Source organism: Neisseria sp. HMSC069H12 (assembly GCF_001812735.1).
Taxonomy (GTDB): Bacteria; Pseudomonadota; Gammaproteobacteria; order Burkholderiales; family Neisseriaceae; genus Neisseria; species Neisseria subflava.
In genome coordinates, this window is sequence record NZ_KV810302.1 from 56,597 (window position 1) to 80,140 (window position 23,544).

Here is a 23,544-nt window from a genome sequence, read left to right on the forward strand (position 1 = left end):
TAATTAAGGGGATGGACGCATGCTTTGGACAATATTGGCTTTAATTCTGCTGGCTGTCATAGCCGGCTTGTTCTGGTGGCGCCAGAAACAAGAGCAAAAGTGGCGCCATGAATTGGCCCGACTCAGTGGCGACGAACAAGAAATAAACGAAGAAGACAGCCCGGTCGGTTTTTTCGACCAACTGGACAGCCTGAAACGTTTGTTCAGCATGAACAAGCGCACTGCCGACAACCATAAAATTGCCCGCATCCGCCTGCTTTCCGTGCTCGAACACAATAAAATGAAACGCGCCGAAACAAACGAAGAGCACGCAGTAGAACCGTTTACCGAAGAGCTGGAACACATCACAGCTACCGAAGAAGAAATCAAAGTTGCACCTAAAACCCGCAAATCTGCCAAACCGGAACGTATTCCTAAAATCACGCCGTTTGCACAAATGGAAACGCCCGAATACAGCCCATCTTTGGTGCAAAACAGCAATTTTGAAGAAATCACATTAGAAGAAGCCACACGTTCCCTGCATGAAGCAGCGGTTGAAGAATGGAACGAGCATTTGGCCGAAAAAAATGCGCCAATTTACAAAGACGAAGTCGAAACCCCATTATTGCGCGCTTCATCCCTGCCGATGACCGGCATGGAAATCATCGACTATAACGACCCCATCTTGCGACGCACACGCGAGCGTGCCTTGGCGCGCGCCAATAATGTCCGCGTGGCAGAAGCCAATGCACCACATATCGAAACCGTTCAGACGGCCTTAAGAACTGCCGAAAAAGAAGCCATCCTCCCCTATACTTCCATGCAAGCATTCCCTTCTGAAATCCAAGCGGAAGATATTCACGACAACCTTGCCCGCCGCACCGCCGCCCGCCACAAACTGGCCGAGGCCGTCGCCCCATTACGCGGCTACTCTCCACGCACCATCGAAAATGACGAAATTTTGGCCAACTTGGGACAAATCAGCCGTCCTGCCAGCTTGCGCCGTCAAGTTCGCTATACCGAAGCGGCCGCCGAAAGATGGGCGCGTAAACAAGCTGCCACGGAAGCTGTTGCACCACGACCTGCCGCACCGGCAACGCCGTCCCGTCCGAAACCGGCTGCGCCTGTTAAAAAATCCCCTTATATCTCCCGACCTGCCACGCCAAACGCAACCGTAGTCGAGCCGCCTGCCGTACCGGTTGTCCCTATGGCTAAAACCGATATTCCTGAGCCGCCCGTTTTCCAAACCTCGATTGCGCCAATTGATATCCCCGAGCCGCCTGCTTTTGAACATAAAATCCAAGTACCAATTTTTGATGCACAAGTCAATGCACATGTCAGCAATCAGCCTGAACGCAGTATCCGTGATTATTTAATCAGCGAATCTGCCGTCGAAGAAGCGGAATTCGATAGTGAGCCGGAAGCTCCTGTACAACCGGACACAGAAGCTATTCAAGCGGTTGAAACCATTAAACCCGTTGAATCTGTTGAAACAATCGCAAGGCCGTCTGAATATACACAGACAGCCGTTGAAACGCCTGTTCAAACCGTAGAACCAAGCGTTCAAGAGAGTACGCCAAGCGTAGTTCATCCAACTTCGGCAACACTTACCGATGCACGCCTGCCGACTACCGCCCTGCTTCTGCCGCCGCAATTTGACCCAAGCGCATCGCAAACTGAAGAACAGTTGTTGGAAAACAGCATTACCATCGAAGAAAAACTGGCCGAGTTCAAAGTTAAAGTCAAAGTGATGGATTCCTATTCCGGCCCGGTCATTACGCGCTACGAAATCGAGCCTGATGTCGGCGTGCGCGGCAGTGCCGTTTTGAACCTCGAAAAAGACTTGGCGCGCTCGCTTGGTGTGGCTTCTATCCGCGTGGTGGAAACCATCCCCGGCAAAACCTGCATGGGTTTGGAATTGCCTAATCCGAAACGCCAAATGATCCGCTTAAGCGAAATCTTCAATTCGCCTGCGTTTACCGAATCTAAATCCAAACTGACTCTCGCACTCGGCCAAGACATTACCGGCCAGCCTGTTGTGACAGACTTGGCCAAAGCACCGCATCTGCTGGTTGCCGGTACGACCGGTTCGGGTAAATCCGTAGGCGTGAACGCCATGATTCTGTCCATGCTCTTCAAAGCAACGCCTGAAGACGTGCGCATGATTATGATTGACCCGAAAATGCTGGAGCTGAGCATTTACGAAGGCATTCCGCACCTGCTCGCCCCCGTCGTGACCGATATGAAGCTGGCAGCAAACGCCCTGAACTGGTGCGTCAACGAAATGGAAAAACGCTACCGCCTGATGAGCTTTATGGGCGTGCGCAACCTTGCCGGTTTCAACCAAAAAATTGCCGAAGCCGTCGCGCGTGGCGAAAAAATCGGCAGCCCGTTCAGCCTCACGCCTGAAAACCCTGAGCCATTGGAGAAACTGCCGTTTATCGTGGTCGTGGTAGATGAGTTTGCCGATCTGATGATGACTGCAGGCAAGAAAATTGAAGAACTGATTGCCCGTCTTGCCCAAAAAGCGCGTGCAGCCGGCATCCATTTAATTCTTGCCACCCAACGCCCAAGCGTGGATGTCATTACCGGCCTGATTAAAGCCAATATTCCGACACGCATTGCCTTCCAAGTGTCCAGCAAAATCGACAGTCGCACGATTCTCGACCAAATGGGTGCGGAAAACCTGCTCGGCCAAGGCGATATGCTGTTCCTGCCGCCCGGCACCGGTTATCCGCAACGCGTACACGGCGCGTTCGCATCCGACAATGAAGTACACTGCGTAGTGGAATACCTGAAACAATTCGGCGCGCCTGACTATATCGACGATATTTTAAGCAGCGGTTCGACCGAGGACTTTACTGGCACCAGCCGTAGCAACGACAGCGACCTTGACCCCATGTATGACGAAGCCGTTTCCGTTGTCTTAAAATCGCGTAAGGCCAGCATTTCTAATATCCAACGCCAACTGCGCATCGGCTACAACCGCGCCGCCCGCCTGATTGACCAAATGGAAGCCGACGGTATTGTTTCCCCGGCGGAAAACAACGGCAACCGCACCATCTTGGCGCAAAGCAGCGAGCATTTAGATTAACTTATCTCCATCAATAAAAGGCCGTCTGAAAACTTTCAGACGGCCTTTTTAAATCAGATAATGGGTTCAGAGATTCCAATTAAATAAACAAGCAAATAAGTAATCTGTAAACGGCATTTCTTACAAAACCAAATGCTTTTACATTAACGGCATTTGCTTCATCACTATTAAATAAACCCAGCCTCAATAAACAAAACTCGACCTGCCAGATATATCCCTATTCATTTGTCGCCATTTTCAAACGGCCTTTTATCAAGACCGGAAAAAACAGGTAAATCCGTTTTTCGATTAGAAACAATATTATCGATTAGAAACAATATTATTATGATTCATGCCTTCGGCAACACCCCACCCTTTACGAGGAAAAATAAATGAAAAAATATTTTGCAGAATTTTTCGGCACTTTCTGGCTGGTATTCGGCGGCTGCGGCAGCGCAGTTTTGGCAGCAGCTTACCCTGAGCTTGGCATTGGCTTTGCCGGTGTCGCTTTAGCATTCGGTTTGACCGTACTGACCATGGCTTACGCCGTTGGCCACATTTCCGGCGGCCACTTCAACCCTGCCGTTTCCGTCGGCCTTTTCATCGGCGGCCGTTTCAACGGTAAAGACCTGTTGCCTTACATCGTATCCCAAGTGATCGGTGCGATTGCCGCTGCGGGCGTTCTGTATCTGATTGCTTCCGGTAAAACCGGTTTTGATGCTGTTGCTTCCAGCTTTGCCAGCAACGGTTTCGGCGAGCACTCTCCTAACGGTTACGACATGATGGCCGCTTTGCTGATCGAATTCGTCCTGACCGCATTCTTCCTGATCATCATCATGGGTTCTACCGACAAACTGGCTCCAGTCGGCTTTGCCCCTATCGCCATCGGCCTGGGTCTGACCCTGATTCACTTGATCAGCATTCCTGTCACCAATACTTCCGTTAACCCTGCACGTTCTACCGGTGTTGCCTTGTTTCAAGGCGGCTGGGCTGTTGAACAGCTGTGGTTGTTCTGGTTGGCTCCTATTGCCGGCGCAGCAGTTGGCGCAGCTATTTACCGCTTCGTTTTGGCTAACGACGACAAATAATCTTGACGGAATGACATTCCCGGTGCGGCTGACACTCTAAACTGACCGCACCCAAGTTGCAGAGACACAAACGCACCGCTTGACTCAGACGGTGCGTTTGTTTTTGCCATGTTACAATACTTTCTTTTCTCACATTCTCAAACCATCATGCAAACCTTACCTTTTCAAACCGATATCGCCGCCAGAATGCTGGTCAATACCGAAAACGAAACCATCCATCCCGATGCCGTATTCGTACAAACGCAAAACAGCTACTGGATTGCTTGGCACGATCAACAAGCCGCCCTGCTTGCCCCCGACACACCACCCGATATCCCCTGCTTTTGGGTAGAAGGCGCAGAAAGCTTGGGAGAGCTGGTAAGCATGGTAGAAAACGGCGAATTTGACGAAGTTGAAGAATTTGACGGCGATGATGATGCTTGGCAAGAAGCACTCGGATGCGGCCATCATCATGAAGGACGCTGCGGATGCAGTCATTGAGATGCACAAAACGCCTGATTCCGGCACTTTCCCTTTGTCTGACGCTTAACGGCTGCGTTGTAGGTGCGGCTGTCGATTTGGCTGCTACAACCATCCTGACTGCCGGAAAATTGGTTGTCAAAGGAACGGGGGCAGTGATTGATGCCGCCATTCCCGACGGTAAGAAAGACAAGGATAAAGAAAAAGAGAAGGAAAAGAGCAAAGAAAAGCCAAAATCGGAAGAAATCATCTATAAGGAAGAGTCCTCCAACGAAGTAACGCAATAATCCTTCAGACGGCCTCAGTAAGGTAACCAATCCTACTGAGGCCGTCTGAACATTCATCCTTACATATAGCCCTGTTCGCGCAAAGAGCAGGTTTCTTTTGCCGTCACGATAAAATGGTCCAACAGCGTAATATCGACCAAACTTAAAGCCTGTTTCAAACGCTCTGTAAACTGTACATCAGATTCAGACGGCCTTGCCGAACCGCCCGGATGGTTGTGTGCCAAAATCAAACTGTCGGCATATTCATCCAATGCCAATTTGACGATTTCACGGATATAAACCGTATTTTCCGCTACCGTACCGCGCGACAATTCCCGTACCGCAATCAATTGATTTTGACGATTGAGCAGCAAAGCAACACTGACCTCGATTTTTTCATGCCCAAGGTGCAGGCGCAGATAATCCGCAACCGATTTCGGGTTTGACAAAACAATCTGCTCCTGCAAATCTTCACCCAAAATCCGCCGCCCGATTTCTTTGACCACTGCAAACTGAGTATAACTCGCCAAGCCCATGCCCTTATAAGCAGAAAGTGTTTTGGCATCCGCACTCATCAGTTTCCCCAAGCTGCCAAACTCACTCAACAAATAACGCGCTAAATCGACCGCGCTCATACCGCGCGTTCCAACACGCAATAAAATTGCCAGCAACTCCGCATCACTCAACGCCGCCGCACCATGCGCCAAGAGCTTCTCGCGCGGCCGCTCCCCCTCGGGCCATTCTTTGATACTCATATTTTCCCTTTTATTTTGCGGCTGACGTAGATTAGCCATAAATTCCACACCAATCCCGCAGGATTTTAAGCTGTTGAGACGGTGTGCCGAAGTTAAATCGAAATTCGCATTCTTTCAAGAACAGCGGGAAAGATTTGCGATCGATTCCGTTGTATTTTCGTAAGACACGTTTTGCCTGATTCCAAAAATTCTCAATGCCGTTAATGTGGTTCTGGCGGTCTGCAAATTCCTTGGAATGGTTGATGCGGTGATGGATAAAACCGCTCACGTCCAACTTGTCGTAGCTGCTCAGGCTATCCGTGTAAACAATGCTGTCTGGCATAATTTTCTGTTTGATAACAGGCATCAAAGTATCAGACTTGGCATTATCTACGACAACGGTATAGACCCTTCCGTCTCGTCTCAGAATAGCAAAGCAACACTTTCCCTGCCGCACCGCGACCACGTCTGCCTTTACGCCGTCCGCCGAAATAGCTTTCGTCCAACTCGACAGGGCCCTCAAAAACCTCATCGGCAACCAAGGCCAGATAATGGCTGATAACCATACGAATTTTGCGGTAGAACAGAATAGCGGAGTTGGGCTGAATGCCCAAAATATCGGCAGCGGAACGGGCGGTAACTTGGAGTACAAAAAATTCAAGTAGTTTCTTTTGAACTCTCTTGCTTAATTTACAATTGGTTATCTGCATTTTCGTAGCCTAGCATAACTGCTAATCTACGTCAGTCCCTTTATTTTTTATATAGCGGATTTAGTTTCAATTTTGAGCAAACCGCCCCGCCCGATATAAAACGTAATCCATTATGGTTTTAGCAAATAAATGCAATTTGCGTATTTTATTCTATTTTGAATAATTATTTAAGACATATAAATAACAATTAAGCCACTTTGTGCAGAAAAACAACGTTACCCATTTTTACTATCGTGTTTCCCTGCCTGCCTTTCCTTTCATATTTGTTTCAAATCAGCCGATACAAGCAATTTCATATTGCCCCTATGAGGCTTAGGCTAATATAATATCGAGTTTGCCGAGAGCAAAAGCTTAGGCTTAAACTGCTTTCTATCCACGCTGCCCGTGCGCTTTACAAGAGTTTCAGACGGCCTCCGTCCGACTCCCGCCAGCAATCAAACAGCTTTTTATCACCCATTCGAAAATCCGTTTTGCCGGTACTCGTCTTTCTTTTTGGAGTATTGCCATTATGACCGCAACCACTGCGTCTTCAGCCAAACCTTATCTGCAAATCCAAGGCTTGGTGAAAAAGTTTGGTGACAATTACGCTGTCGATAACATCGACTTGGACATTTACCAACATGAAATCTTTGCCCTTTTGGGCAGCTCAGGCAGTGGCAAATCCACGCTGCTGCGCATGTTGGCAGGCATGGAAAGCCCAAATCAGGGCAAAATCATTCTCGACGGCCAAGACATTACCAAGCTTGCTCCGTACGAGCGCCCAATCAACATGATGTTCCAAAGCTATGCCCTGTTCCCGCACATGAGCGTTGAGCAAAACATCGCTTTCGGTCTGAAACAAGACAAAATGCCTAAAGGCGAAATCGACGCCCGTGTGGAAGAAATGCTGCGCCTAGTGCAAATGACCAAATACGCCAAACGCAAGCCGCACCAACTCTCCGGCGGTCAGCAACAACGTATCGCTTTGGCACGCAGCCTGGCGAAACGTCCTAAAATCCTGCTGCTTGACGAACCTTTGGGCGCACTCGATAAAAAACTGCGCCAACAAACCCAACTGGAATTGGTCAACACGCTGGAACAAGTCGGCGTAACCTGCATCATGGTTACCCACGACCAAGAAGAAGCCATGACCATGGCTACCCGTATCGCCATTATGTCTGATGGCCAATTGCGCCAAGTCGGTACGCCTAGCGACGTGTACGATTATCCTAACAGCCGCTTTACCGCCGAATTTATCGGCGAAACCAATATTTTTGACGGTGTCGTCATTGACGACCGCGCCGATTTCTCCATCGTCAAATGTGATGGCTTGGAAAACCACGTCCGCATCGACCACGGTTTGGGCGTTCCGAACGACCATGAAATTTGGATCAGCATCCGCCCTGAAGACATTGATTTGCACAAAGAAAAACCAGAACACTTAGGCGCGCACAACTGGGCTCAAGGCACAGTCAAAGAGATTGCCTACCTGGGCAGCTTTGCGATTTACCACATCAAACTCGCCAACGGCCGTGTCGTCAAGAGCCAAGTTCCCGCACCTTATTGGTATGTGCGTAACATTACGCCGCCGACTTGGGATGAAACCGTCTATATCAGCTGGCCTGAAAACCAACCGACACCTCTGTTCAGTTAATTTGAGGGAAATGCGATGAACCTTAAAAAACTGAAAAATAAACTGTTCCGCCGCCCTGGACAGCGTGCAGTGATTGCCGTGCCGTATATCTGGCTCTTGGTGCTGTTTCTGATTCCGTTCGCCATCGTCTTGAAAATCAGCTTTGCCGAACAAGAAATCGCCATTCCGCCATTTACGCCGTTGACAACGATTGATGAAGATTTAGGCCGTCTGAACATTGCCATCAGCTATCAGAACTACGCCGACATCTTCCAAAATTTTTGGAATACGCTCAATCCGTTTGGCGACAGTGAAAACAGCAATATCTATCTGATGACCTACTGGTCTTCGATTAAGACTGCGCTGACAACGACTATCATCTGCCTGCTGATTGGTTATCCGACCGCTTATGCCATTTCACGCGCCAATCCGGCTGCGCGCAACGGCCTGCTGTTGGCAATCATGCTGCCTTTCTGGACCTCTTTCCTGTTGCGTGTTTACGCATGGATGGGTTTATTGGGACACAACGGCATCATCAATAATTTCTTAATCAAATATGGAATCATCAGCGAGCCTTTAGACCTGTTCTACAATTCTTTCTCGCTGAATTTGGTGATGGTTTACGCCTATCTGCCGTTTATGATTTTGCCGCTGTACACACAACTGGTAAAACTGGACAACCGTCTGCTCGAAGCTGCTTCCGACTTGGGCGCAGGTCCGATCAAATCCTTCTTTACCATTACCCTGCCTTTATCCAAAACAGGCATCATTGCAGGCTCTATGCTGGTCTTCGTGCCGGCCGTCGGCGAATTTGTGATTCCTGAATTAGTGGGCGGTTCTGAAAACCTGATGATCGGTAAAGTATTGTGGCAGGCATTCTTCGACCAAAACAACTGGCCGCTGGCTTCTGCCGTCGCCGTCGTTATGGTTGCCCTGCTGGTTGTACCGATTGCCCTGTTCCAGCACTATGAAAATCGCGAATTGGAAGAAGGAGGCAAATAATGCAGAAAACCAAATTATCCTGGTTCTTGAAACTGATGCTCCTGCTCTCGCTGGCATTCCTCTACATTCCGCTGGTGGTTTTGGTCGTCTATTCTTTCAATGAATCCAAACTGGTTACCGTTTGGGGCGGTTTCTCAACCAAATGGTACGGCGCATTGATGGAAAACGACACCATCTTGGAAGCGGCCTGGCTGTCATTGCGTATCGCCATCGTTTCCTCGCTTGCCGCCGTAGCACTCGGCACATTGGCTGGTTACGCCATGGCGCGTATCAAGCGCTTCCGCGGCAGCACCCTGTTTGCCGGTATGATTTCCGCACCTATGGTAATGCCTGATGTGATTACCGGTTTGTCCATGTTGCTGTTGATTATTCAGGTGCAAATGTTCCTGCAAGGCAGTGAATTGCTGCAATCGCTCTACTTCGATCGCGGTTTCTTCACCATCTTCCTCGGACACACCACGCTTTGCATGGCGTACATTACCGTCGTTATCCGCTCGCGCTTGGTGGAATTGGATCAATCCTTGGAAGAAGCGGCTATGGACTTAGGCGCCCGTCCGCTGAAAATTTTCTTCGTAATTACCCTGCCGCTGATTGCCCCTGCGATTGCTTCCGGCTTCCTCTTGGGCATTACCCTGTCTTTGGACGACTTGGTGATTACCTCCTTCCTGTCAGGTCCGGGTTCATCAACATTGCCGCAAGTGATTTTCTCCAAAATCAAACTTGGCCTTGATCCTCAGATGAACGTTTTGGCAACCATCCTGATCGGTATCATCGGTACGCTGGTGATTGTCGTCAACTACTGGATGATGCGTCAGGCAACCAAACGGGAACGCGAGGCTGCCGAAGCCTACCGCCAAGAAAAATTGGCAGCCGAGAAAGCCGCCTAATATGCAGACAGGCTGTCCGATAAAGCGTCGGAACAGCCTGTTTTATTAACTGCACTTATCCTTTCAGACGGCCTAAATCTAAACCCACATTTAAGGCCGTCTGAAAACCAATTTCAATGAAGTGAAAACTAACCTAAAGCTCAAATCATGATTAATCCCAGCTTCAAAGAATATCTTCCTTCCTACTATGTCAGCACGGCCAATCCCCATCCGTCTTATCCGACGCTTGAAGGCCGTCTGAAAACTGAAACCTGCGTTATCGGCGGCGGCCTGTCCGGCTTATGCACCGCCCTACCGCTTGCCGAAAACGGCCATGAAGTCATCGTACTTGAAGCCGCCCGTATCGGTTTCGGCGCATCAGGCCGAAGCGGCGGACAAGTCATCAGCGACTTTGCCTGTGGCATGGAAGAAATCGAAAAACAAGTCGGTTTAGAACAGGCCCAATGGTTCTGGCAGCAATCTCTGCAAGCCGTTGAACTGGTTGACTCGCGTATTCAAAAACACAATATCCAATGCGATTGGCAACGCGGCTACGCTACCGTCGCCGTCCGTCCTCAGCATTGGGAAGAATTGCAACAATGGCATGAGCACGCCCAAAAACATTATGGCGCAAGCCATTACCAGCTTTGGGATAAAGCCACTCTGAAGCAGCAACTTGCCAGCGATATGTATCAAGGCGCGCAATTTGATCCTTTATCCGGCCACTTGCACCCGCTCAATTACACCCTAGGCATTGCCAAAGCGGCAGCCGATGCAGGCGCACAACTTTTTGAGCAATCCCCGATGACGCGTATCGAGCCATGCGATAACGGCTGGCTGGTACACACGCCCAATGGCAACGTTGAGTGCAAAAACCTCGTTTATGCCGTCAATACTTATGCCGGTTTACATCCGAAATTCAAAGTATTGGAACAAAAAGCCATTGCAGTCAGTACCTTTATCATCGCCACCGAGCCTCTGGGCGAACGCGCCAAAGACCTGATCCGCAACAATATGGCCATCTGCGACAACCGCCACGTCCTCGACTACTATCGCCTCAGCACTGACGGCCGCCTGCTCTTCGGCGGCAAAGACAACGAGTTTATCGATGACCCTGACCGCATGACCGAACTCGTCCGCCAAGACATGTTGAAAGTTTTCCCGCAACTTGCCGATGTCAGAATCGAGCATTCTTGGGGCGGCGAATGCGACATTACACGCAACCTCGCCCCACATTTCGGCCGCCTCGCCCCTACCGTTTTTTACGCCCAAGGCTATTCCGGACACGGCATGGCGATTACCGGCATTGCCGGTTTGGCAATTGCCGAAGCCATCATGGGCGATGAGGGCCGTCTGAAACCTTTTGAGCAACTACGCCACAGCAACATCATTACCCAGCCTTTCCTGCGCAAACTCGGCTCTTTCCTCGGCTCAAAATACTATCAATGGAAAGACAGCCACTAAACCCAAGCAACAAACATATTTCAGACGGCGGCAGATTCAAGTAAAATTCAGGCCGTCTGAAAGCTTAGATACGACAAAATTCAATCATTCATCAGCAAGGAAACCATCATGAGCAACCATCATAAACTCATCATCCTCGGCTCCGGCCCTGCCGGCTATACTGCCGCCGTCTATGCCGCCCGTGCCAACCTCAACCCTGTGATCATTACCGGCGTTGAGCAAGGCGGACAACTGATGACCACCACCGAAGTGGATAACTGGCCTGCCGATGCCGAGGGCGTACAAGGTCCTGAACTGATGGCTCGTTTCCAAGCTCATGCCGAACGCTTCGGTACTGAAATGATTTTTGACCAAATCCACACCGTTGATTTGCAAAACCGTCCGTTTACCCTCAAAGGCGATATGGGCGAATACACCTGCGATGCGCTCATCGTTGCCACCGGCGCATCCGCCAAATATTTAGGTTTGCCAAGCGAAGAAACCTTTGCCGGAAAAGGCGTTTCCGCCTGCGCAACTTGCGATGGTTTCTTCTACAAAAAACAAGATGTTGCCGTAGTAGGCGGTGGCAATACCGCAGTAGAAGAAGCCCTCTACCTTGCCAATATCGCCAACACCGTTACCCTGATTCACCGCCGCGACAGTTTCCGTGCCGAAAAAATCATGGTGGATAAACTGATGCAACGCGTCGAAGAAGGCAAAATCATCCTCAAGCTCAACAGCTCGGTTGATGAAATCTTGGGCGACGAAAGTGGCGTTACCGGTGCACGCCTGAAACACAATGACGGCCGTACTGAAGAAATCGCCGTCAAAGGCGTTTTCATCGCCATCGGCCACAAACCAAACACTGATATCTTCAAAGGCCAACTCGATATGGATGAAACCGGCTACCTGAAAACCAAAGGCGGTACCGGTGACAATGTCGGCGCAACCAATATCGAAGGCGTATGGGCGGCAGGCGACGTCAAAGACCATACCTACCGTCAAGCTATCACCAGCGCAGCTTCCGGCTGCCAAGCCGCGCTTGATGCCGAACGTTGGCTCGACCGCCACGGCGTATAAGCCTCTAAGCTACGCCCTATTCTTTAAAACATAATAAAAGGCCGTCTGAAATCTCAGACGGCCTATAATCTATCTACCACACTCAAATATTCATTTTAAAAGCAAATTTATATCAAATAAGAACTTTTGCTTTATAATAACGACAAATACCCAACAAACAGGGAACAAACATGAAAAAAACACTAATGACACTTATCCTTTGCGCACTGACTCCTGCCGCCCTGGCTGCCGATACTTACGGCTACCTGGCCATGTGGCAAAACCCTGCCGACAGCAATGAAGTGCTGCAAATCAAAACCACCAAAGAAAATGCCACCCAACTGGATGCGACAGCCGAACTCGAAACATTCTGTAAAGGCCAAGATGCCTTAGCCGGTATCAGCGCAGGCCAAGCAACAGGCTGTAAAACGGTTGTCCCTCTGCACAACACCTGTATCGCTGTTGCCTATCCTAAAGCCATGGGCAAATTGACTGCTCAAAACGTAGTAGCCATTACCTCCCCTCGTTTCAAAACCGTGCATCAAATTGCCTTGAACCAATGTATCAAAAAATACGGCTCACAAGGACAATGTGCTTTAGAAACAGTCTATTGCACTTCCGAAACCTACTATCAAGGTACGGTCAAAACCCTTTGGGAAAAAATCAAATCCATTTAAGGCCGTCTGAAAATAAAACCGGCTTGCCCGATATTCTCTATCACGGCAAGCCGGTTTTTTATTCTGGCTTTTATTTGCTGTTTTTTTCCAACAATTTGGCCACAACGCCTTCAGCCTGTTTCACCAAATCAGGATTGGTTCGGAAGTGGTTTTCATCATTCAAAGAGTAGCTGACAGTCGAAACCGCGTACTTCGTGCTTCTCAACACAAATACACCTTTACGCAAGATTTCATTATTGCCTTTGGTTTTATAACGCAGATTATACGGGCAAGAAGAATCATACAGTTTGCCACGGTTATCCGCTGTCACAATCGTGCTGCCGATACCGCGTTTTGCCAAAGCTTTAGACAAAGCACGATCCAAATCATGCGGCCTTACTTTTGCATTTTGAATGATGCAGACATGTTTGATGCTGGTCAGCTCTTCAGGTTTCAATACTCGTTGTTCCGTAGTGGAACACGCACCCAACAACAATACGGCAGAAGCCGCCGCTAAAATCATAGTTTTCATCTGTTTTCCTTTTTAAAATTTTCAAACAATAAATATTCAGACGGCCTTTATAAAAAGGCCGTCTGAAAAAATCAACGTACGTTTTTCATTAAACGCTGTTTCTCACGCTTCCAATCCGCTTCTTTCAGGCTTTGGCGTTTGTCATGCTGTTTCTTACCCTTGGCCAAACCGATTTCCACTTTGATTCTACCTCGGGTGTAATGCAGGTTTAAGGGCACAATCGTATAACCGGCACATTCGGTTTTGCCGATTAACTTGTTGATTTCCGATTGTTTCAACAACAACTTACGCGGACGGACAGGATCGGGTTTGACGTGTGTCGAGGCAGTGGGCAATGCGGTAATGTGGCAACCCACCAAATAGAATGCGTCTTTTTTCCAGTAGATATAGCTTTCTTTTAATTGAACGCGTGCAGCGCGGATGGCTTTGACTTCCCATCCCTCCAATACTATACCGGCTTCGATTTGGTCTTCGATAAAGAAATCGTGAAAGGCTTTTTTATTATTGGCAATACTCATTGTGCTGATTCTTTACAAACTTTTCAGACGGCCTATTTTATCAGGCATGCTTAAAAAATAAAACGGCAAACGGTTTTGAAACGTTTATTCGCTTAAAACATGGCGGCGGTAAAAACGGTCGATATCGGCAATGGCTTTTTCATCTTCAGGGCGTAAATCCAGTTTCAAATCGGCAAGGCGGATCAAGATTTGGTCTTCACGCTCGGCAACGGCGCAGCTGACCTCGCCTTCGCTGCGAAAATGACGGATAAGCTCGTCCAACTGGTTTAAAGCATTTTGATAAGATGAATTTTGATTCATAATTTTTGACCCGAACGCCCATAAAAAATGGCGGGAAACCCCGCCATGATTTTACGGCTTACGCCGCGCATTTGATTAAGCAGCTTGAATATTAGCAGCTTGTTTGCCTTTAGGGCCGGTGGTTACGTCGAAAGATACGCGTTGACCTTCTTTCAGGGTTTTGAAACCATCCATGTTGATCGCTGAGAAGTGAGCGAACAAATCTTCGCCACCTTCATCAGGAGTGATGAAACCAAAACCTTTAGCGTCGTTAAACCATTTTACGATACCGGTTGCCATTAGAAACTTCCTATACTTAAAAATTAACAAAATCAGCAAAACAAGGCATACAGCAAACTAAAACGTTCAGCGTTTCTCCCCCGTATTGCATACGCGGTCAAGTGCCAACTTCTGCTTAACTGTCTTTTTACATTTGTTAAGACAAAACGTCAAGCTATGTTTTCAAAAAAGTGGGAAAATAGAAAAAAATTGCCGAAATACAACAGAAAACGGTTTACACTCTAAAACAGGCCGTCTGAAAACTGAAACCTAAAATTATGAACCATCCGAATACCGACCACCAATCCGATACCCTGCTCAGCGATATCAACACACAGCCGCCGAAACGTTACGGCGTATTTTTATTGAACGACGATTACACCACCATGGAATTTGTCGTCGAAATCCTGACCGAAGTCTTTATGCTTGCACAGGAACAAGCAGTGGCCGTCATGTTGTTGGTGCACCACGAAGGCAAAGGCCTGTGCGGCACCTACACGCGCGATATTGCGCAGACCAAGCAGCATCAGGTCATGGAACGTGCTAAGGCTGAAGGGCATCCGCTCAAATGTATAGTCGAAGAGGTTTAAATCATGCTTTCACCCGAATTGGAACACATCCTGCAACTGCTCTACCGTGAAGCACGCAACGCCCGTTATGAGTTTATCAGCTTGGAACACCTGCTTTTGGTGTTGATAGAAGAAGATGCGGCTGTGCCGAACGTCTTGAAACTGTGTGGTGCAGATTTAAAAGTCCTGTCCGAGCAGCTTGCGGCCAGCGTTGCTGAAAACACGCCGCAAATTCCCGATCATCTTCTAGATACGGTCGAAACCCAGCCGACATTGGGCTTCCAACGCGTCATCCAACGGGCAATGGTGCATACCCAGTCTGCCGGCAAAGCCGCAGTAGAGCCTTTAGATATTTTGGTTGCCATGATGAGCGAATCTGAAAGCCATGCCGTTTATTTCCTCAAATTGCAATCCATTACGCGCTTTGAAGTCTTGCGTTGCATTGCCCATGGCTCGCCCGATGACGAGGATGGCAATGATTCAGACGGCCTGGGACGCGAAGGCGAGGAAGCGGAACAGAAAACCGGCTCCCTTTCCGACTACACCGTCAACCTCAACGCCGAAGTCAAAGCCGGCCGTATCGACCCTTTGATTGGTCGCAAACACGAAATGGAACGACTGGTGCAAATCCTGTGCCGCCGCCGTAAAAACAATCCGCTTTTGGTCGGCGAAGCAGGCGTGGGCAAAACCGCGCTGGCGGAAGGCTTGGCGCATCAAATCGTCAACGGCGACATTCCCGACGCGCTCAAAGAGGCTGAAGTTTATGCGCTGGATATGGGGTCGCTTTTGGCGGGTACGAAATACCGCGGCGACTTTGAAGCGCGGGTCAAATCCGTCTTGAAACAGCTCGAAAAAATCCCGCACGCCATTTTGTTTATCGACGAAATCCACACCATCATCGGCGCGGGCAGCACCAGCGGCGGCACAATGGACGCATCCAACCTACTCAAACCCGCGCTGGCGAAAGGTTCGCTGCGCTGCATCGGCGCGACAACCTACGACGAATACCGCACCATTTTCGACAAAGACCACGCCCTAAGCCGCCGCTTCCAAAAAATCGACGTGGTCGAACCCACCGTCGCCGAAACCGTGCAAATCCTGCGCGGCTTGAAACCTATGTTCGAAGGCTTCCATCAAGTACGCTACACGCAAGGCGCACTCGAAGCCGCCGCCGAACTCTCCGCCCGCTACATCAACGAGCGTTTCCTGCCCGACAAAGCCATCGACGTAATGGACGAAGCAGGCGCGGCGCAACGGATTTTGCCCAAATCCAAACAGAAAAAAGTCATCGGCAAAGCGCAAATCGAAACCGTCATCGCCAAAGTCGCGCGGATTCCCGAAAAAACCGTGTCGCACGACGACAAACAAGTGCTGCAATTCCTCGGCCGCGATCTGAAAAACATGGTTTACGGTCAGGAAAACGCCATCGACGCGCTGGTTGCCGCCGTCAAAATGTCGCGCTCCGGCCTCGCCCTGCCCGACAAACCCATAGGCAGCTTCCTCTTCTCCGGTCCGACCGGCGTCGGCAAAACCGAAGTCGCCAAACAACTTGCCTACTCGATGGGCGTACCGCTGCAACGCTTCGACATGTCCGAATACATGGAGCCACACGCCGTATCGCGCCTTATCGGCGCGCCGCCGGGCTACGTTGGCTTCGACCAGGGCGGTCTTTTGACCGAAGCCGCCAACAAACATCCGCACTGCGTATTACTCTTGGACGAAATCGAAAAAGCCCACCCCGATATTTTCAACGTCCTCTTGCAAGTCATGGACGCAGGCAAACTGACCGACAACAACGGCAAGAGCGCCGATTTCTGCAACGTCATCCTGATTATGACCACCAACGCAGGCGCGGAAAGCCTCAGCCGCCCCAGCCTCGGCTTTACCGCCAAACGTGAACGCGGCGACGAAATGCAGGCAATCAACAAACTCTTCACGCCCGAGTTCCGCAACCGCTTGGACGCGATTATCCCGTTTGCCCCATTGTCCGAACCCGTCATCGCCAAAGTCGTGGACAAATTCCTGCTCCAGCTCGAACACCAGCTCCTCGACAAAAAAGTCGAAGCCGAATTCACACCGGCATTGCGCAAATATCTGGCGGAAAAAGGTTTCGACCCGCAAATGGGTGCACGCCCAATGAACCGCCTGATTCAGGAAAAAATCCGCAAACCGCTCGCCGACGAACTCCTGTTCGGCAAACTCGCCGACGGCGGCTTCGTGCTGATAGACTGGGATGCAGCTAAAGAAGAAGCCGTGTTGAAGTTTAAGAAAAGCAAGGTCAAACCTGAAGCAGAAACTGTTTAACCGGTTAAAAAATAAAAGGCCGTCTGAAATTTCAGACGGCCTTTTTATCTCAATCAAAAATCTGATTTACAAAACGGATTTAACAGTGGCAACCACATTGTCTACGGTAAAGCCGAATTCTTTAAACAGCAAGTCAGCAGGTGCAGACTCGCCGAAGCGGTTGATACCGACCACTGCACCGTTCAAACCGACGTATTTATACCAACCGTCAGCATGTCCGGCTTCTACGGCTACGCGTGGCAAGCCTTCGGGCAGGACGGCGGCTTTATAGGCGGCGTCTTGGCGGTCGAAGACGTTGGTGGACGGCATGGAAACGACGCGTACGGCAATACCTTGTTCTGCCAATACCTTTTGTGCTTCCAGAGCCAATTCAACTTCAGAACCGGTTGCGATTACAACAGCTTGCGCATTGCCTTGAGCTTCACTGATCACGTAAGCACCGCGTTTGACGTCGTTCAGCTGTTGCTCATTACGCGCTTGGAATTTCAAGTTTTGACGGCTGAAAATCAAGCTGGATGGATGATCAGCCGCTTTAACGGCTTCAGACCACGCTACCAAAGATTCAACGGTATCGCATGGACGCCATACGTCCATATTTGGAATCAGGCGCAAAGTGGCAGTTTGCTCGATAGGTTGATGGGTTGGACCGTCTTCGCCCAAACCGATAGAATCGTGGGTGAACACAAATACAGGGTTGATTTTCATCAGTGCCGCCATGCGCAGGGCGTTACGTTCGTATTCGCTGAACATCAGGAAAGTCGCGCCAAATGGTTTCACACCGCCATGCAGGGTAAGACCGTTCATGATTGCGCCCATGCCGAACTCACGCACGCCGTAGTGAATATAGTTGCCGCCGTGTTCGCGGGTAACAGAAACGCTGTTTGACCAGTCAGTCAGGTTGGACGGGGTCAAGTCAGCAGAACCGCCCACCAATTCAGGCAGCTCTTTTGCCAAGATTTCGATGCTGTTTTGGCTGGCTTTACGGGTGGCGATGGTTTCCGCTTTGACACACACTTCTTTCAATGCAGCTTGAACGTAAGCGTCGAAGTTTTCAGGCAGTTTTTTATCCATGCGGCGCACGAATTCTGCGGCTTCGGCAGGATATTTGGCTTGATATTGAGCAAAGAGTTCGTTCCATTCGGCCTCAAGTTTCGCACCTTTTTCTTTTGCATCCCATGCAGCATAGATTTCTTGAGGGATTTCAAACGCAGGATAAGCCCAACCCAAATGTTTGCGCGTGGCTTCGATCTCGTCCACACCCAAAGGCGCACCGTGGGTTTTATGGCTGCCTTCTTTGTTGGCGCTGCCTTTACCGATTAAGGTTTTGCAGCAAATCAGGGAAGGTTTGCCGGTTTCGGCTTTGGCCGCTTCAATGGCCGTCTGAATGGCATCAGTATCATGACCGTTTACATTTGGAATCACATGCCAGCCGTAGCTTTCAAAGCGTTGCGGAATATTTTCGGTAAACCAACCGTCCACTTTACCATCGATGGAAATATTGTTGTCATCATATAAAACAATCAGTTTGCCCAAGCCCAAAGTACCGGCAAGCGAGCAGGCTTCATGCGATACGCCTTCCATCATGCAACCGTCGCCCATGAAGACGTAGGTGTGATGGTCAACGATGTTCAAACCGTCTTTATTGAACTCGGCAGCCAAGATTTTTTCGGCTAAAGCCATGCCCACAGCGTTGGCAATACCTTGTCCCAATGGGCCGGTCGTGGTTTCCACGCCGTCGGTATAGCCATATTCCGGATGGCCGGGGGTTTTGCTGTGCAGTTGGCGGAAATTTTTCAGATCATCAATGGAAACGTTGTAGCCGGTCAGGTGCAACAGGCTGTAAAGAATCATGGAAGCATGACCATTGGAGAGGACAAAACGGTCGCGGTTGTAGAATTTCGGGTTGGCCGGATTATGATTGAGGAACTTCGTCCACAATACTTCCGCCATTTCCGCCATACCCATAGGCGCACCCGGGTGGCCGGAGTTGGCTTTCTGTACGGCATCGACTGAGAGGAAACGGATTGCGTTTGCCAGTTGAGACATGGTTTGACCTTCCTTGGACAAGATTGGAAATTTGAAAAAGTGTGCCGATTATCGCCTGAATCAGCCGTGCTTTCAAGAATAGCCTTTTATATTTGCATTGTCAGATGGCATGATTTCCACTCGGTTGCCCGAAACGGACAGGATAGATGATATTAACTGTTATTTCGTTTTGAAACAGTACTTTATATATTTTTATCGTGTAAATAGCAAATCACTATAAGTTTGCATACAGGCTGATTCGTAAACCTTTGAATACTGCCCTTTTCAGACGGCCCTACATCAAACGGCCACAAGGAATCCATCGTTAAGACGAAGTCCCTCTTTTGCTTTGAATAGAGTCAAATGTTATGATTTGTATGCACGCGAAAGGCCGTCTGAAAATATTCACATCAAACTACTACCATGACAACAGGCTTGTGTGCACTTCATCAAGGAACACTGAAATGTCACCAGAAAACCAAGCTGAAAACACCACACCCTCAACAGAAAAAACGGCAAAAGCCACTCCGCCCAAACCTTCCAAACCCAAATCCAGCGTAATTCAAATTCATCCCGAAGGCGAACGCATCCATCCAAAAAAAGCAGAAGGACGCTTTGCCAAACTTCGTATCGCCGCCGTATTGGCGACCCAGTTTGTATTTTACGTAATTCCATGGTTTAACTGGAGTAACCGGCAGGCAGTTTTATTTAATATCCCTGACCGTCATTTTTTCATTTTCGGCCTGTCACTGGGCATGGGCGACTTAATTTATCTTGCCCTGCTGTTAATGATCTGTGCTTTCGGCCTGTTTTGGTGGACAACCATTGCCGGTCGTTTGTGGTGCGGCTACTCTTGCCCGCAAACGGTTTACACCGAAATCATGCTTTGGATCGACAACTTAGTTGAAGGCGACCGCAACAAACGTTTAAAACTGGAAAAATCGCCTTGGAACTTTACTAAAATCCGCATTAAGGCCACCAAATACCTACTGATTTTCCTTGTCTGTGCGTGGACAGGTATCACTTTTGCAGGCTGGTTTGTCCCTATCCGCCAGTTTGTTCCCGATTTATTCACCGGAGCAGCAGGCGGCGGTGCAATGTTTGCCGCAGCGTTTTACGGATTCATGACCTTCTTCTTTGCCCACATCATGCGCGAAAAAGTGTGTCTGCATATGTGCCCGTATGCACGCTTCCAAAGTGCGATGTTTGATAAAGACACACTGATTATTTCCTACGATACCGAACGCGGCGAACCTCGCGGTGCACGCAAAAAAACCGCCAACAAAGAAGACAGCGGCTTGGGCGACTGTATCAACTGCACCATGTGCGTACAAGTCTGCCCCGTCGGCATCGACATCCGCGACGGCCTGCAATACCAATGTATCGGTTGTGCAGCCTGTGTTGATGCTTGTGACGAAATCATGGACAAAATGGGTTATCCGCGCGGCCTGATCCGTTACACTACCGAAGGCGCAATGGAGCATGAATACCCTGAAAGCGACATCAAAAAACGCCTGAAACGCCCTCGTGTCGCAGGTTATGGTGCAGTATTGTTTGTGGTTATTATTGCTTTCTTAACCGGCATTTCTACCCGTAAAATGATCGAAGTGGATATTCTGAAAGACCGCGGCGTGATGGTGCGTGAAAACAGCCAAGGCTGGTTGGAAAATGCCTACAACCTGCGCATCATTAATAAGAGTGAACATGAACAGACCGTTACTGCAACAGTCAAAGGTTTTGATGATATCGCCTTGACCGGCTTACCAGAAAACGGTATTAAAATTGCGCCACGCGAAACCGTGACTATTCCGGTTCAAGTATCCACCCTCCCTGAGTACGCCGAAAAAGGCAGCCAGCCGATTGAATTTACTTTCACATATCGTGAAACCGATGCCGCTGATGCCGAACCGACTGTCCTGAATGAAAAAGCAACCTTTATTGGAGAATAACAACGGTGTCCCAACCCAATCCCACTAAGCCTTGGTATAAACACATTTGGCCTTGGGTGCTGATGGCAGGTCCCATCTTTGTCGTTATCGCCAGCGTTTCCATGTTCTTCGTCGCAAAAGAACATACGACAGACTTGGTTTCCGACGATTACTATAAAGACGGCAAACACATCGAAATCCAGCTTCACCGCGATGAAGAAGCCGTTAAACGGCAGATTCAGGTGCAGGTTTTAATCAGTCCGGACATGAATGCAGCCAAAGTATTCGTCAGTGGACAATTCGATCCCAAACAGCCATTAAACCTGCTGCTGATGCACCCGACACGCAAAGCTGACGACCAAACCGTCAAGCTGCGCGCCGTAACGTCCGAACCACAAAACGGCCGCATGGAATACGAAGCCATCTTCAAACCCCTCCACCAAACCAACCATTGGTACTTGCGAGTTGAAGATACCTCAGGCGTGTGGCGTGTTGAAAACAAATGGATAGTCAGCCAAGGCAACGCAGTTAATCTGACGCCTATGGACAAATTGTTCGACAACGGCAAACAAGCCGCTTCAGAAGAACAATAAATCCCATGTTCAGGCCGTCTGAAACCTTTCAGACGGCCTGAAAATCTTTATATCCTCTATCATCTTTAAAATATGATTTTTTCCAATTGGCGCAGACTGACCGAAAACGAAGTCCGTATGGCAAAACAGGTTTTTGCCGACGGCATAGACTTCAACCGCATAAAAATATATCGCGGCATCCCCCTCCTGCCCAACCCCAATACCGCTATCGCCCCCAATGGAAATATATATTTCCCACGCAAACACTGCCCTGATGATTTCACTCAAGCCGGCATCACCTACAAAATCTGGCTGATTCATGAACTGACACACGTCTGGCAACACCAGCGCGGTCACAAAGTTTGGTTATCCGGTTTATTCATTATGCTCAAAGGCGGATATAGGAAACGCACAGCTTACGCCTATCCCATGCCTTTGCCTCACTTCAACCAACTCAATATCGAGCAGCAAGCCGACCTCGTTGCTCACTATTTTGCAGCCACTTACCTGCCCAAAAATATTTACACCCCTCAACAACCCATTTTTCAGACGGCCTTAGCAGACTTCCTTCACAACCCGCATAACAAAATCCTATGCCCACGTTACTTGTCGACAAAAAAACAACACTCTAAAAAGCCCAGCGAGCAAATAAGCTATAATGGACAATCCGACACATCGTCCAAAAGGTCCCAAACTATGCCTTGGAACATACCTATTTTACTTACCTGGATGCGCGTCCTATTAATCCCCGTGTTCACCATCCTATTCTACTTACCGAACACATGGATTCAACCACAAACCGTCAACTGGACAGCCGCCATCATCTTTGCACTCGCAGCTGTTACAGACTGGTTTGACGGCTTTTTGGCACGCCGCTGGAAACAAACCTCCGACTTTGGCGCATTCCTTGACCCCGTTGCCGACAAACTCATGGTTGCCGTTGCCCTACTCCTGCTCGTCAGCCTTGGCAGAACATACGCCATCTTCGCCATGATTATTATCGGCCGAGAAATTACCATTTCCGCCCTGCGCGAATGGATGGCACAAATGGGCAAACGCGGCAGCGTCGCCGTAGCTACTATCGGCAAATTCAAAACCACTGCCCAAATGATTGCCATCTTCCTTTTGCTTATCGGTACGGACAAATATAACGACCCTTTCTATCTCATTGGTAACATATTGATGTTTATAGCATCCGTATTAACCATCTGGTCTATGTGCTACTACCTGAAAATGGCGTGGAAAGAATTCAAATAAAATTTTTAAAAAAATAAAAACAAAACACTTGACGCACACGATTAAATCCATAATAATTGCGTCTTCTTCGATATACGAAGCAACAAATATCAGAGCGGGAATAGCTCAGTTGGTAGAGCGCAACCTTGCCAAGGTTGAGGTCGCGAGTTCGAGACTCGTTTCCCGCTCCAGTTTAATTTCAGATGCACTCAAATGCGGGAATAGCTCAGTTGGTAGAGCGCAACCTTGCCAAGGTTGAGGTCGCGAGTTCGAGACTCGTTTCCCGCTCCATCTTGATTACTTGTTGATTGTTCTTTTTCAATATGCGGGAATAGCTCAGTTGGTAGAGCGCAAC

Annotated in this window: 21 protein-coding genes, 2 tRNA genes and 1 pseudogene; 17 read left to right on the top strand and 7 right to left on the bottom strand. The window is 49.1% G+C overall.

The features are described from left to right. The first annotated feature begins 19 nt into the window (after window positions 1–19). The 4 genes from HMPREF2872_RS10175 (at window position 20) to HMPREF2872_RS10190 (ending at window position 4,886) form a co-directional block, all read left to right on the top strand. Window positions 20–3,073 carry a DNA translocase FtsK gene (locus tag HMPREF2872_RS10175; RefSeq protein ID WP_070633384.1) on the top strand — a complete coding sequence of 1,018 codons (3,054 nt, stop codon included), beginning with the start codon at window positions 20–22 and terminating at the stop codon, window positions 3,071–3,073. A 371-nt stretch (window positions 3,074–3,444) separates the two neighbouring features. Further along, window positions 3,445–4,140, top strand: coding sequence for an aquaporin Z (gene aqpZ, locus HMPREF2872_RS10180; protein WP_070633386.1), 696 nt, complete (start codon window positions 3,445–3,447; stop codon window positions 4,138–4,140). Between the two features lie 147 nt (window positions 4,141–4,287). Further along, a complete protein-coding gene (locus HMPREF2872_RS10185; protein ID WP_070633504.1) occupies window positions 4,288–4,620 on the top strand; it encodes a general secretion pathway protein GspG in 333 nt (110 codons plus the stop codon). Beyond that, the gene (locus HMPREF2872_RS10190; RefSeq protein ID WP_070633387.1) at window positions 4,608–4,886 is read left to right on the top strand and encodes an NF038104 family lipoprotein; all 279 of its coding nucleotides are present in this window, start codon (window positions 4,608–4,610) and stop codon (window positions 4,884–4,886) included. The genes HMPREF2872_RS10185 and HMPREF2872_RS10190 overlap by 13 nt, the downstream gene beginning before the upstream one ends. A gap of 59 nt (window positions 4,887–4,945) precedes the next feature. On the opposite strand, the gene radC is transcribed toward HMPREF2872_RS10190, so the two are convergent. Both radC and HMPREF2872_RS11485 read right to left on the bottom strand, forming a co-directional pair. Next, window positions 4,946–5,620, bottom strand: a complete 675-nt coding sequence (gene radC, locus HMPREF2872_RS10195; protein ID WP_070633389.1) for a RadC family protein — start codon at window positions 5,618–5,620, stop codon at window positions 4,946–4,948. A 31-nt stretch (window positions 5,621–5,651) separates the two neighbouring features. Next, window positions 5,652–6,309 (bottom strand): annotated as a pseudogene (locus HMPREF2872_RS11485) (IS1595 family transposase). 508 nt (window positions 6,310–6,817) lie between these two features. On the opposite strand from HMPREF2872_RS11485, the gene potA reads away from it, so the two are divergent. The 6 genes from potA to HMPREF2872_RS10230 all read left to right on the top strand — a co-directional run bounded on the left by potA (window position 6,818) and on the right by HMPREF2872_RS10230 (window position 12,968). Further along, window positions 6,818–7,942, top strand: coding sequence for an ABC transporter ATP-binding protein (potA, locus tag HMPREF2872_RS10205; protein ID WP_003746147.1), 1,125 nt, complete (start codon window positions 6,818–6,820; stop codon window positions 7,940–7,942). A 15-nt stretch (window positions 7,943–7,957) separates the two neighbouring features. Continuing rightward, window positions 7,958–8,923 carry an ABC transporter permease subunit gene (locus HMPREF2872_RS10210; protein ID WP_049352799.1) on the top strand — a complete coding sequence of 322 codons (966 nt, stop codon included), beginning with the start codon at window positions 7,958–7,960 and terminating at the stop codon, window positions 8,921–8,923. Continuing rightward, the gene (locus HMPREF2872_RS10215; RefSeq protein WP_063076460.1) at window positions 8,923–9,810 is read left to right on the top strand and encodes an ABC transporter permease subunit; all 888 of its coding nucleotides are present in this window, start codon (window positions 8,923–8,925) and stop codon (window positions 9,808–9,810) included. The genes HMPREF2872_RS10210 and HMPREF2872_RS10215 overlap by 1 nt, the downstream gene beginning before the upstream one ends. A 147-nt stretch (window positions 9,811–9,957) precedes the next feature. Continuing rightward, window positions 9,958–11,253, top strand: a complete 1,296-nt coding sequence (locus HMPREF2872_RS10220; RefSeq protein WP_070633394.1) for an NAD(P)/FAD-dependent oxidoreductase — start codon at window positions 9,958–9,960, stop codon at window positions 11,251–11,253. Between the two features lie 108 nt (window positions 11,254–11,361). After that, entirely contained in the window at window positions 11,362–12,312 is a 951-nt protein-coding gene (trxB, locus tag HMPREF2872_RS10225) for a thioredoxin-disulfide reductase (RefSeq protein WP_070633396.1), read from the top strand. Between the two features lie 170 nt (window positions 12,313–12,482). After that, the gene (locus HMPREF2872_RS10230) at window positions 12,483–12,968 is read left to right on the top strand and encodes a DUF4189 domain-containing protein (RefSeq protein WP_049352801.1); all 486 of its coding nucleotides are present in this window, start codon (window positions 12,483–12,485) and stop codon (window positions 12,966–12,968) included. Window positions 12,969–13,038: 70 nt separating this feature from the next. On the opposite strand, the gene HMPREF2872_RS10235 is transcribed toward HMPREF2872_RS10230, so the two are convergent. The 4 genes from HMPREF2872_RS10235 to HMPREF2872_RS10250 form a co-directional block, all read right to left on the bottom strand. After that, on the bottom strand, window positions 13,039–13,479 hold the full coding sequence (locus HMPREF2872_RS10235; RefSeq protein WP_003682952.1) for a hypothetical protein: 441 nt from the start codon (window positions 13,477–13,479) through the stop codon (window positions 13,039–13,041). Window positions 13,480–13,550: 71 nt separating this feature from the next. Next, on the bottom strand, window positions 13,551–13,997 hold the full coding sequence (smpB, locus tag HMPREF2872_RS10240; RefSeq protein WP_070633398.1) for an SsrA-binding protein SmpB: 447 nt from the start codon (window positions 13,995–13,997) through the stop codon (window positions 13,551–13,553). Window positions 13,998–14,081: 84 nt separating this feature from the next. Continuing rightward, complete coding sequence (locus HMPREF2872_RS10245) at window positions 14,082–14,297, bottom strand: hypothetical protein (RefSeq protein ID WP_003679564.1); 216 nt, start codon at window positions 14,295–14,297, stop codon at window positions 14,082–14,084. A gap of 75 nt (window positions 14,298–14,372) precedes the next feature. Continuing rightward, window positions 14,373–14,576 (bottom strand): cold-shock protein, encoded by a 204-nt coding sequence (locus HMPREF2872_RS10250; protein WP_003682902.1) that lies wholly within the window; start codon window positions 14,574–14,576, stop codon window positions 14,373–14,375. Window positions 14,577–14,833: 257 nt separating this feature from the next. Between HMPREF2872_RS10250 and clpS the strand changes: the two genes are divergently transcribed. Both clpS and clpA read left to right on the top strand, forming a co-directional pair. Beyond that, window positions 14,834–15,145 (top strand): ATP-dependent Clp protease adapter ClpS, encoded by a 312-nt coding sequence (clpS, locus tag HMPREF2872_RS10255; protein ID WP_003679561.1) that lies wholly within the window; start codon window positions 14,834–14,836, stop codon window positions 15,143–15,145. A 3-nt stretch (window positions 15,146–15,148) separates the two neighbouring features. Beyond that, entirely contained in the window at window positions 15,149–17,428 is a 2,280-nt protein-coding gene (gene clpA, locus HMPREF2872_RS10260; protein WP_070633400.1) for an ATP-dependent Clp protease ATP-binding subunit ClpA, read from the top strand. Between the two features lie 66 nt (window positions 17,429–17,494). On the opposite strand, the gene tkt is transcribed toward clpA, so the two are convergent. After that, window positions 17,495–19,474, bottom strand: a complete 1,980-nt coding sequence (tkt, locus tag HMPREF2872_RS10265; protein ID WP_070633402.1) for a transketolase — start codon at window positions 19,472–19,474, stop codon at window positions 17,495–17,497. Between the two features lie 443 nt (window positions 19,475–19,917). Here tkt and ccoG point away from each other — a divergent pair, with 443 nt between their 5' ends. From ccoG to HMPREF2872_RS10295, 5 genes are all read left to right on the top strand, one after another. Beyond that, window positions 19,918–21,402, top strand: a complete 1,485-nt coding sequence (ccoG, locus tag HMPREF2872_RS10270) for a cytochrome c oxidase accessory protein CcoG (RefSeq protein ID WP_070633404.1) — start codon at window positions 19,918–19,920, stop codon at window positions 21,400–21,402. Between the two features lie 5 nt (window positions 21,403–21,407). Next, window positions 21,408–21,974: a FixH family protein gene (locus tag HMPREF2872_RS10275; protein WP_083311790.1), complete on the top strand. Its 567-nt coding sequence runs from the start codon at window positions 21,408–21,410 to the stop codon at window positions 21,972–21,974. Between the two features lie 675 nt (window positions 21,975–22,649). Beyond that, window positions 22,650–23,210: a CDP-diacylglycerol--glycerol-3-phosphate 3-phosphatidyltransferase gene (gene pgsA, locus HMPREF2872_RS10285; RefSeq protein ID WP_036472256.1), complete on the top strand. Its 561-nt coding sequence runs from the start codon at window positions 22,650–22,652 to the stop codon at window positions 23,208–23,210. A gap of 94 nt (window positions 23,211–23,304) precedes the next feature. Then, window positions 23,305–23,380, top strand: a tRNA-Gly gene (locus HMPREF2872_RS10290). A 24-nt stretch (window positions 23,381–23,404) separates the two neighbouring features. After that, window positions 23,405–23,480: transfer RNA gene (locus HMPREF2872_RS10295), tRNA-Gly, on the top strand. Window positions 23,481–23,544 lie beyond the last annotated feature (64 nt).

Excerpts from the sequence above, each read along its gene's own strand:
- HMPREF2872_RS10250 (WP_003682902.1), bottom strand. The coding sequence starts at position 14,576 with ATGGCAACCGGTATCGTAAAATGGTTTAACGACGCTAAAGGTTTTGGT.
- HMPREF2872_RS10215 (WP_063076460.1), top strand. The coding sequence starts at position 8,923 with ATGCAGAAAACCAAATTATCCTGGTTCTTGAAACTGATGCTCCTGCTC.
- trxB (WP_070633396.1), top strand. The coding sequence starts at position 11,362 with ATGAGCAACCATCATAAACTCATCATCCTCGGCTCCGGCCCTGCCGGC.
- clpS (WP_003679561.1), top strand. The coding sequence starts at position 14,834 with ATGAACCATCCGAATACCGACCACCAATCCGATACCCTGCTCAGCGAT.
- ccoG (WP_070633404.1), top strand. The coding sequence starts at position 19,918 with ATGTCACCAGAAAACCAAGCTGAAAACACCACACCCTCAACAGAAAAA.
- HMPREF2872_RS10245 (WP_003679564.1), bottom strand. The coding sequence starts at position 14,297 with ATGAATCAAAATTCATCTTATCAAAATGCTTTAAACCAGTTGGACGAG.
- HMPREF2872_RS10210 (WP_049352799.1), top strand. The coding sequence starts at position 7,958 with ATGAACCTTAAAAAACTGAAAAATAAACTGTTCCGCCGCCCTGGACAG.
- HMPREF2872_RS10220 (WP_070633394.1), top strand. The coding sequence starts at position 9,958 with ATGATTAATCCCAGCTTCAAAGAATATCTTCCTTCCTACTATGTCAGC.
- tkt (WP_070633402.1), bottom strand. The coding sequence starts at position 19,474 with ATGTCTCAACTGGCAAACGCAATCCGTTTCCTCTCAGTCGATGCCGTA.
- smpB (WP_070633398.1), bottom strand. The coding sequence starts at position 13,997 with ATGAGTATTGCCAATAATAAAAAAGCCTTTCACGATTTCTTTATCGAA.
- potA (WP_003746147.1), top strand. The coding sequence starts at position 6,818 with ATGACCGCAACCACTGCGTCTTCAGCCAAACCTTATCTGCAAATCCAA.
- aqpZ (WP_070633386.1), top strand. The coding sequence starts at position 3,445 with ATGAAAAAATATTTTGCAGAATTTTTCGGCACTTTCTGGCTGGTATTC.
- HMPREF2872_RS10235 (WP_003682952.1), bottom strand. The coding sequence starts at position 13,479 with ATGAAAACTATGATTTTAGCGGCGGCTTCTGCCGTATTGTTGTTGGGT.
- pgsA (WP_036472256.1), top strand. The coding sequence starts at position 22,650 with ATGCCTTGGAACATACCTATTTTACTTACCTGGATGCGCGTCCTATTA.
- HMPREF2872_RS10230 (WP_049352801.1), top strand. The coding sequence starts at position 12,483 with ATGAAAAAAACACTAATGACACTTATCCTTTGCGCACTGACTCCTGCC.
- radC (WP_070633389.1), bottom strand. The coding sequence starts at position 5,620 with ATGAGTATCAAAGAATGGCCCGAGGGGGAGCGGCCGCGCGAGAAGCTC.
- HMPREF2872_RS10190 (WP_070633387.1), top strand. The coding sequence starts at position 4,608 with ATGCAGTCATTGAGATGCACAAAACGCCTGATTCCGGCACTTTCCCTT.
- clpA (WP_070633400.1), top strand. The coding sequence starts at position 15,149 with ATGCTTTCACCCGAATTGGAACACATCCTGCAACTGCTCTACCGTGAA.
- HMPREF2872_RS10185 (WP_070633504.1), top strand. The coding sequence starts at position 4,288 with ATGCAAACCTTACCTTTTCAAACCGATATCGCCGCCAGAATGCTGGTC.
- HMPREF2872_RS10175 (WP_070633384.1), top strand. The coding sequence starts at position 20 with ATGCTTTGGACAATATTGGCTTTAATTCTGCTGGCTGTCATAGCCGGC.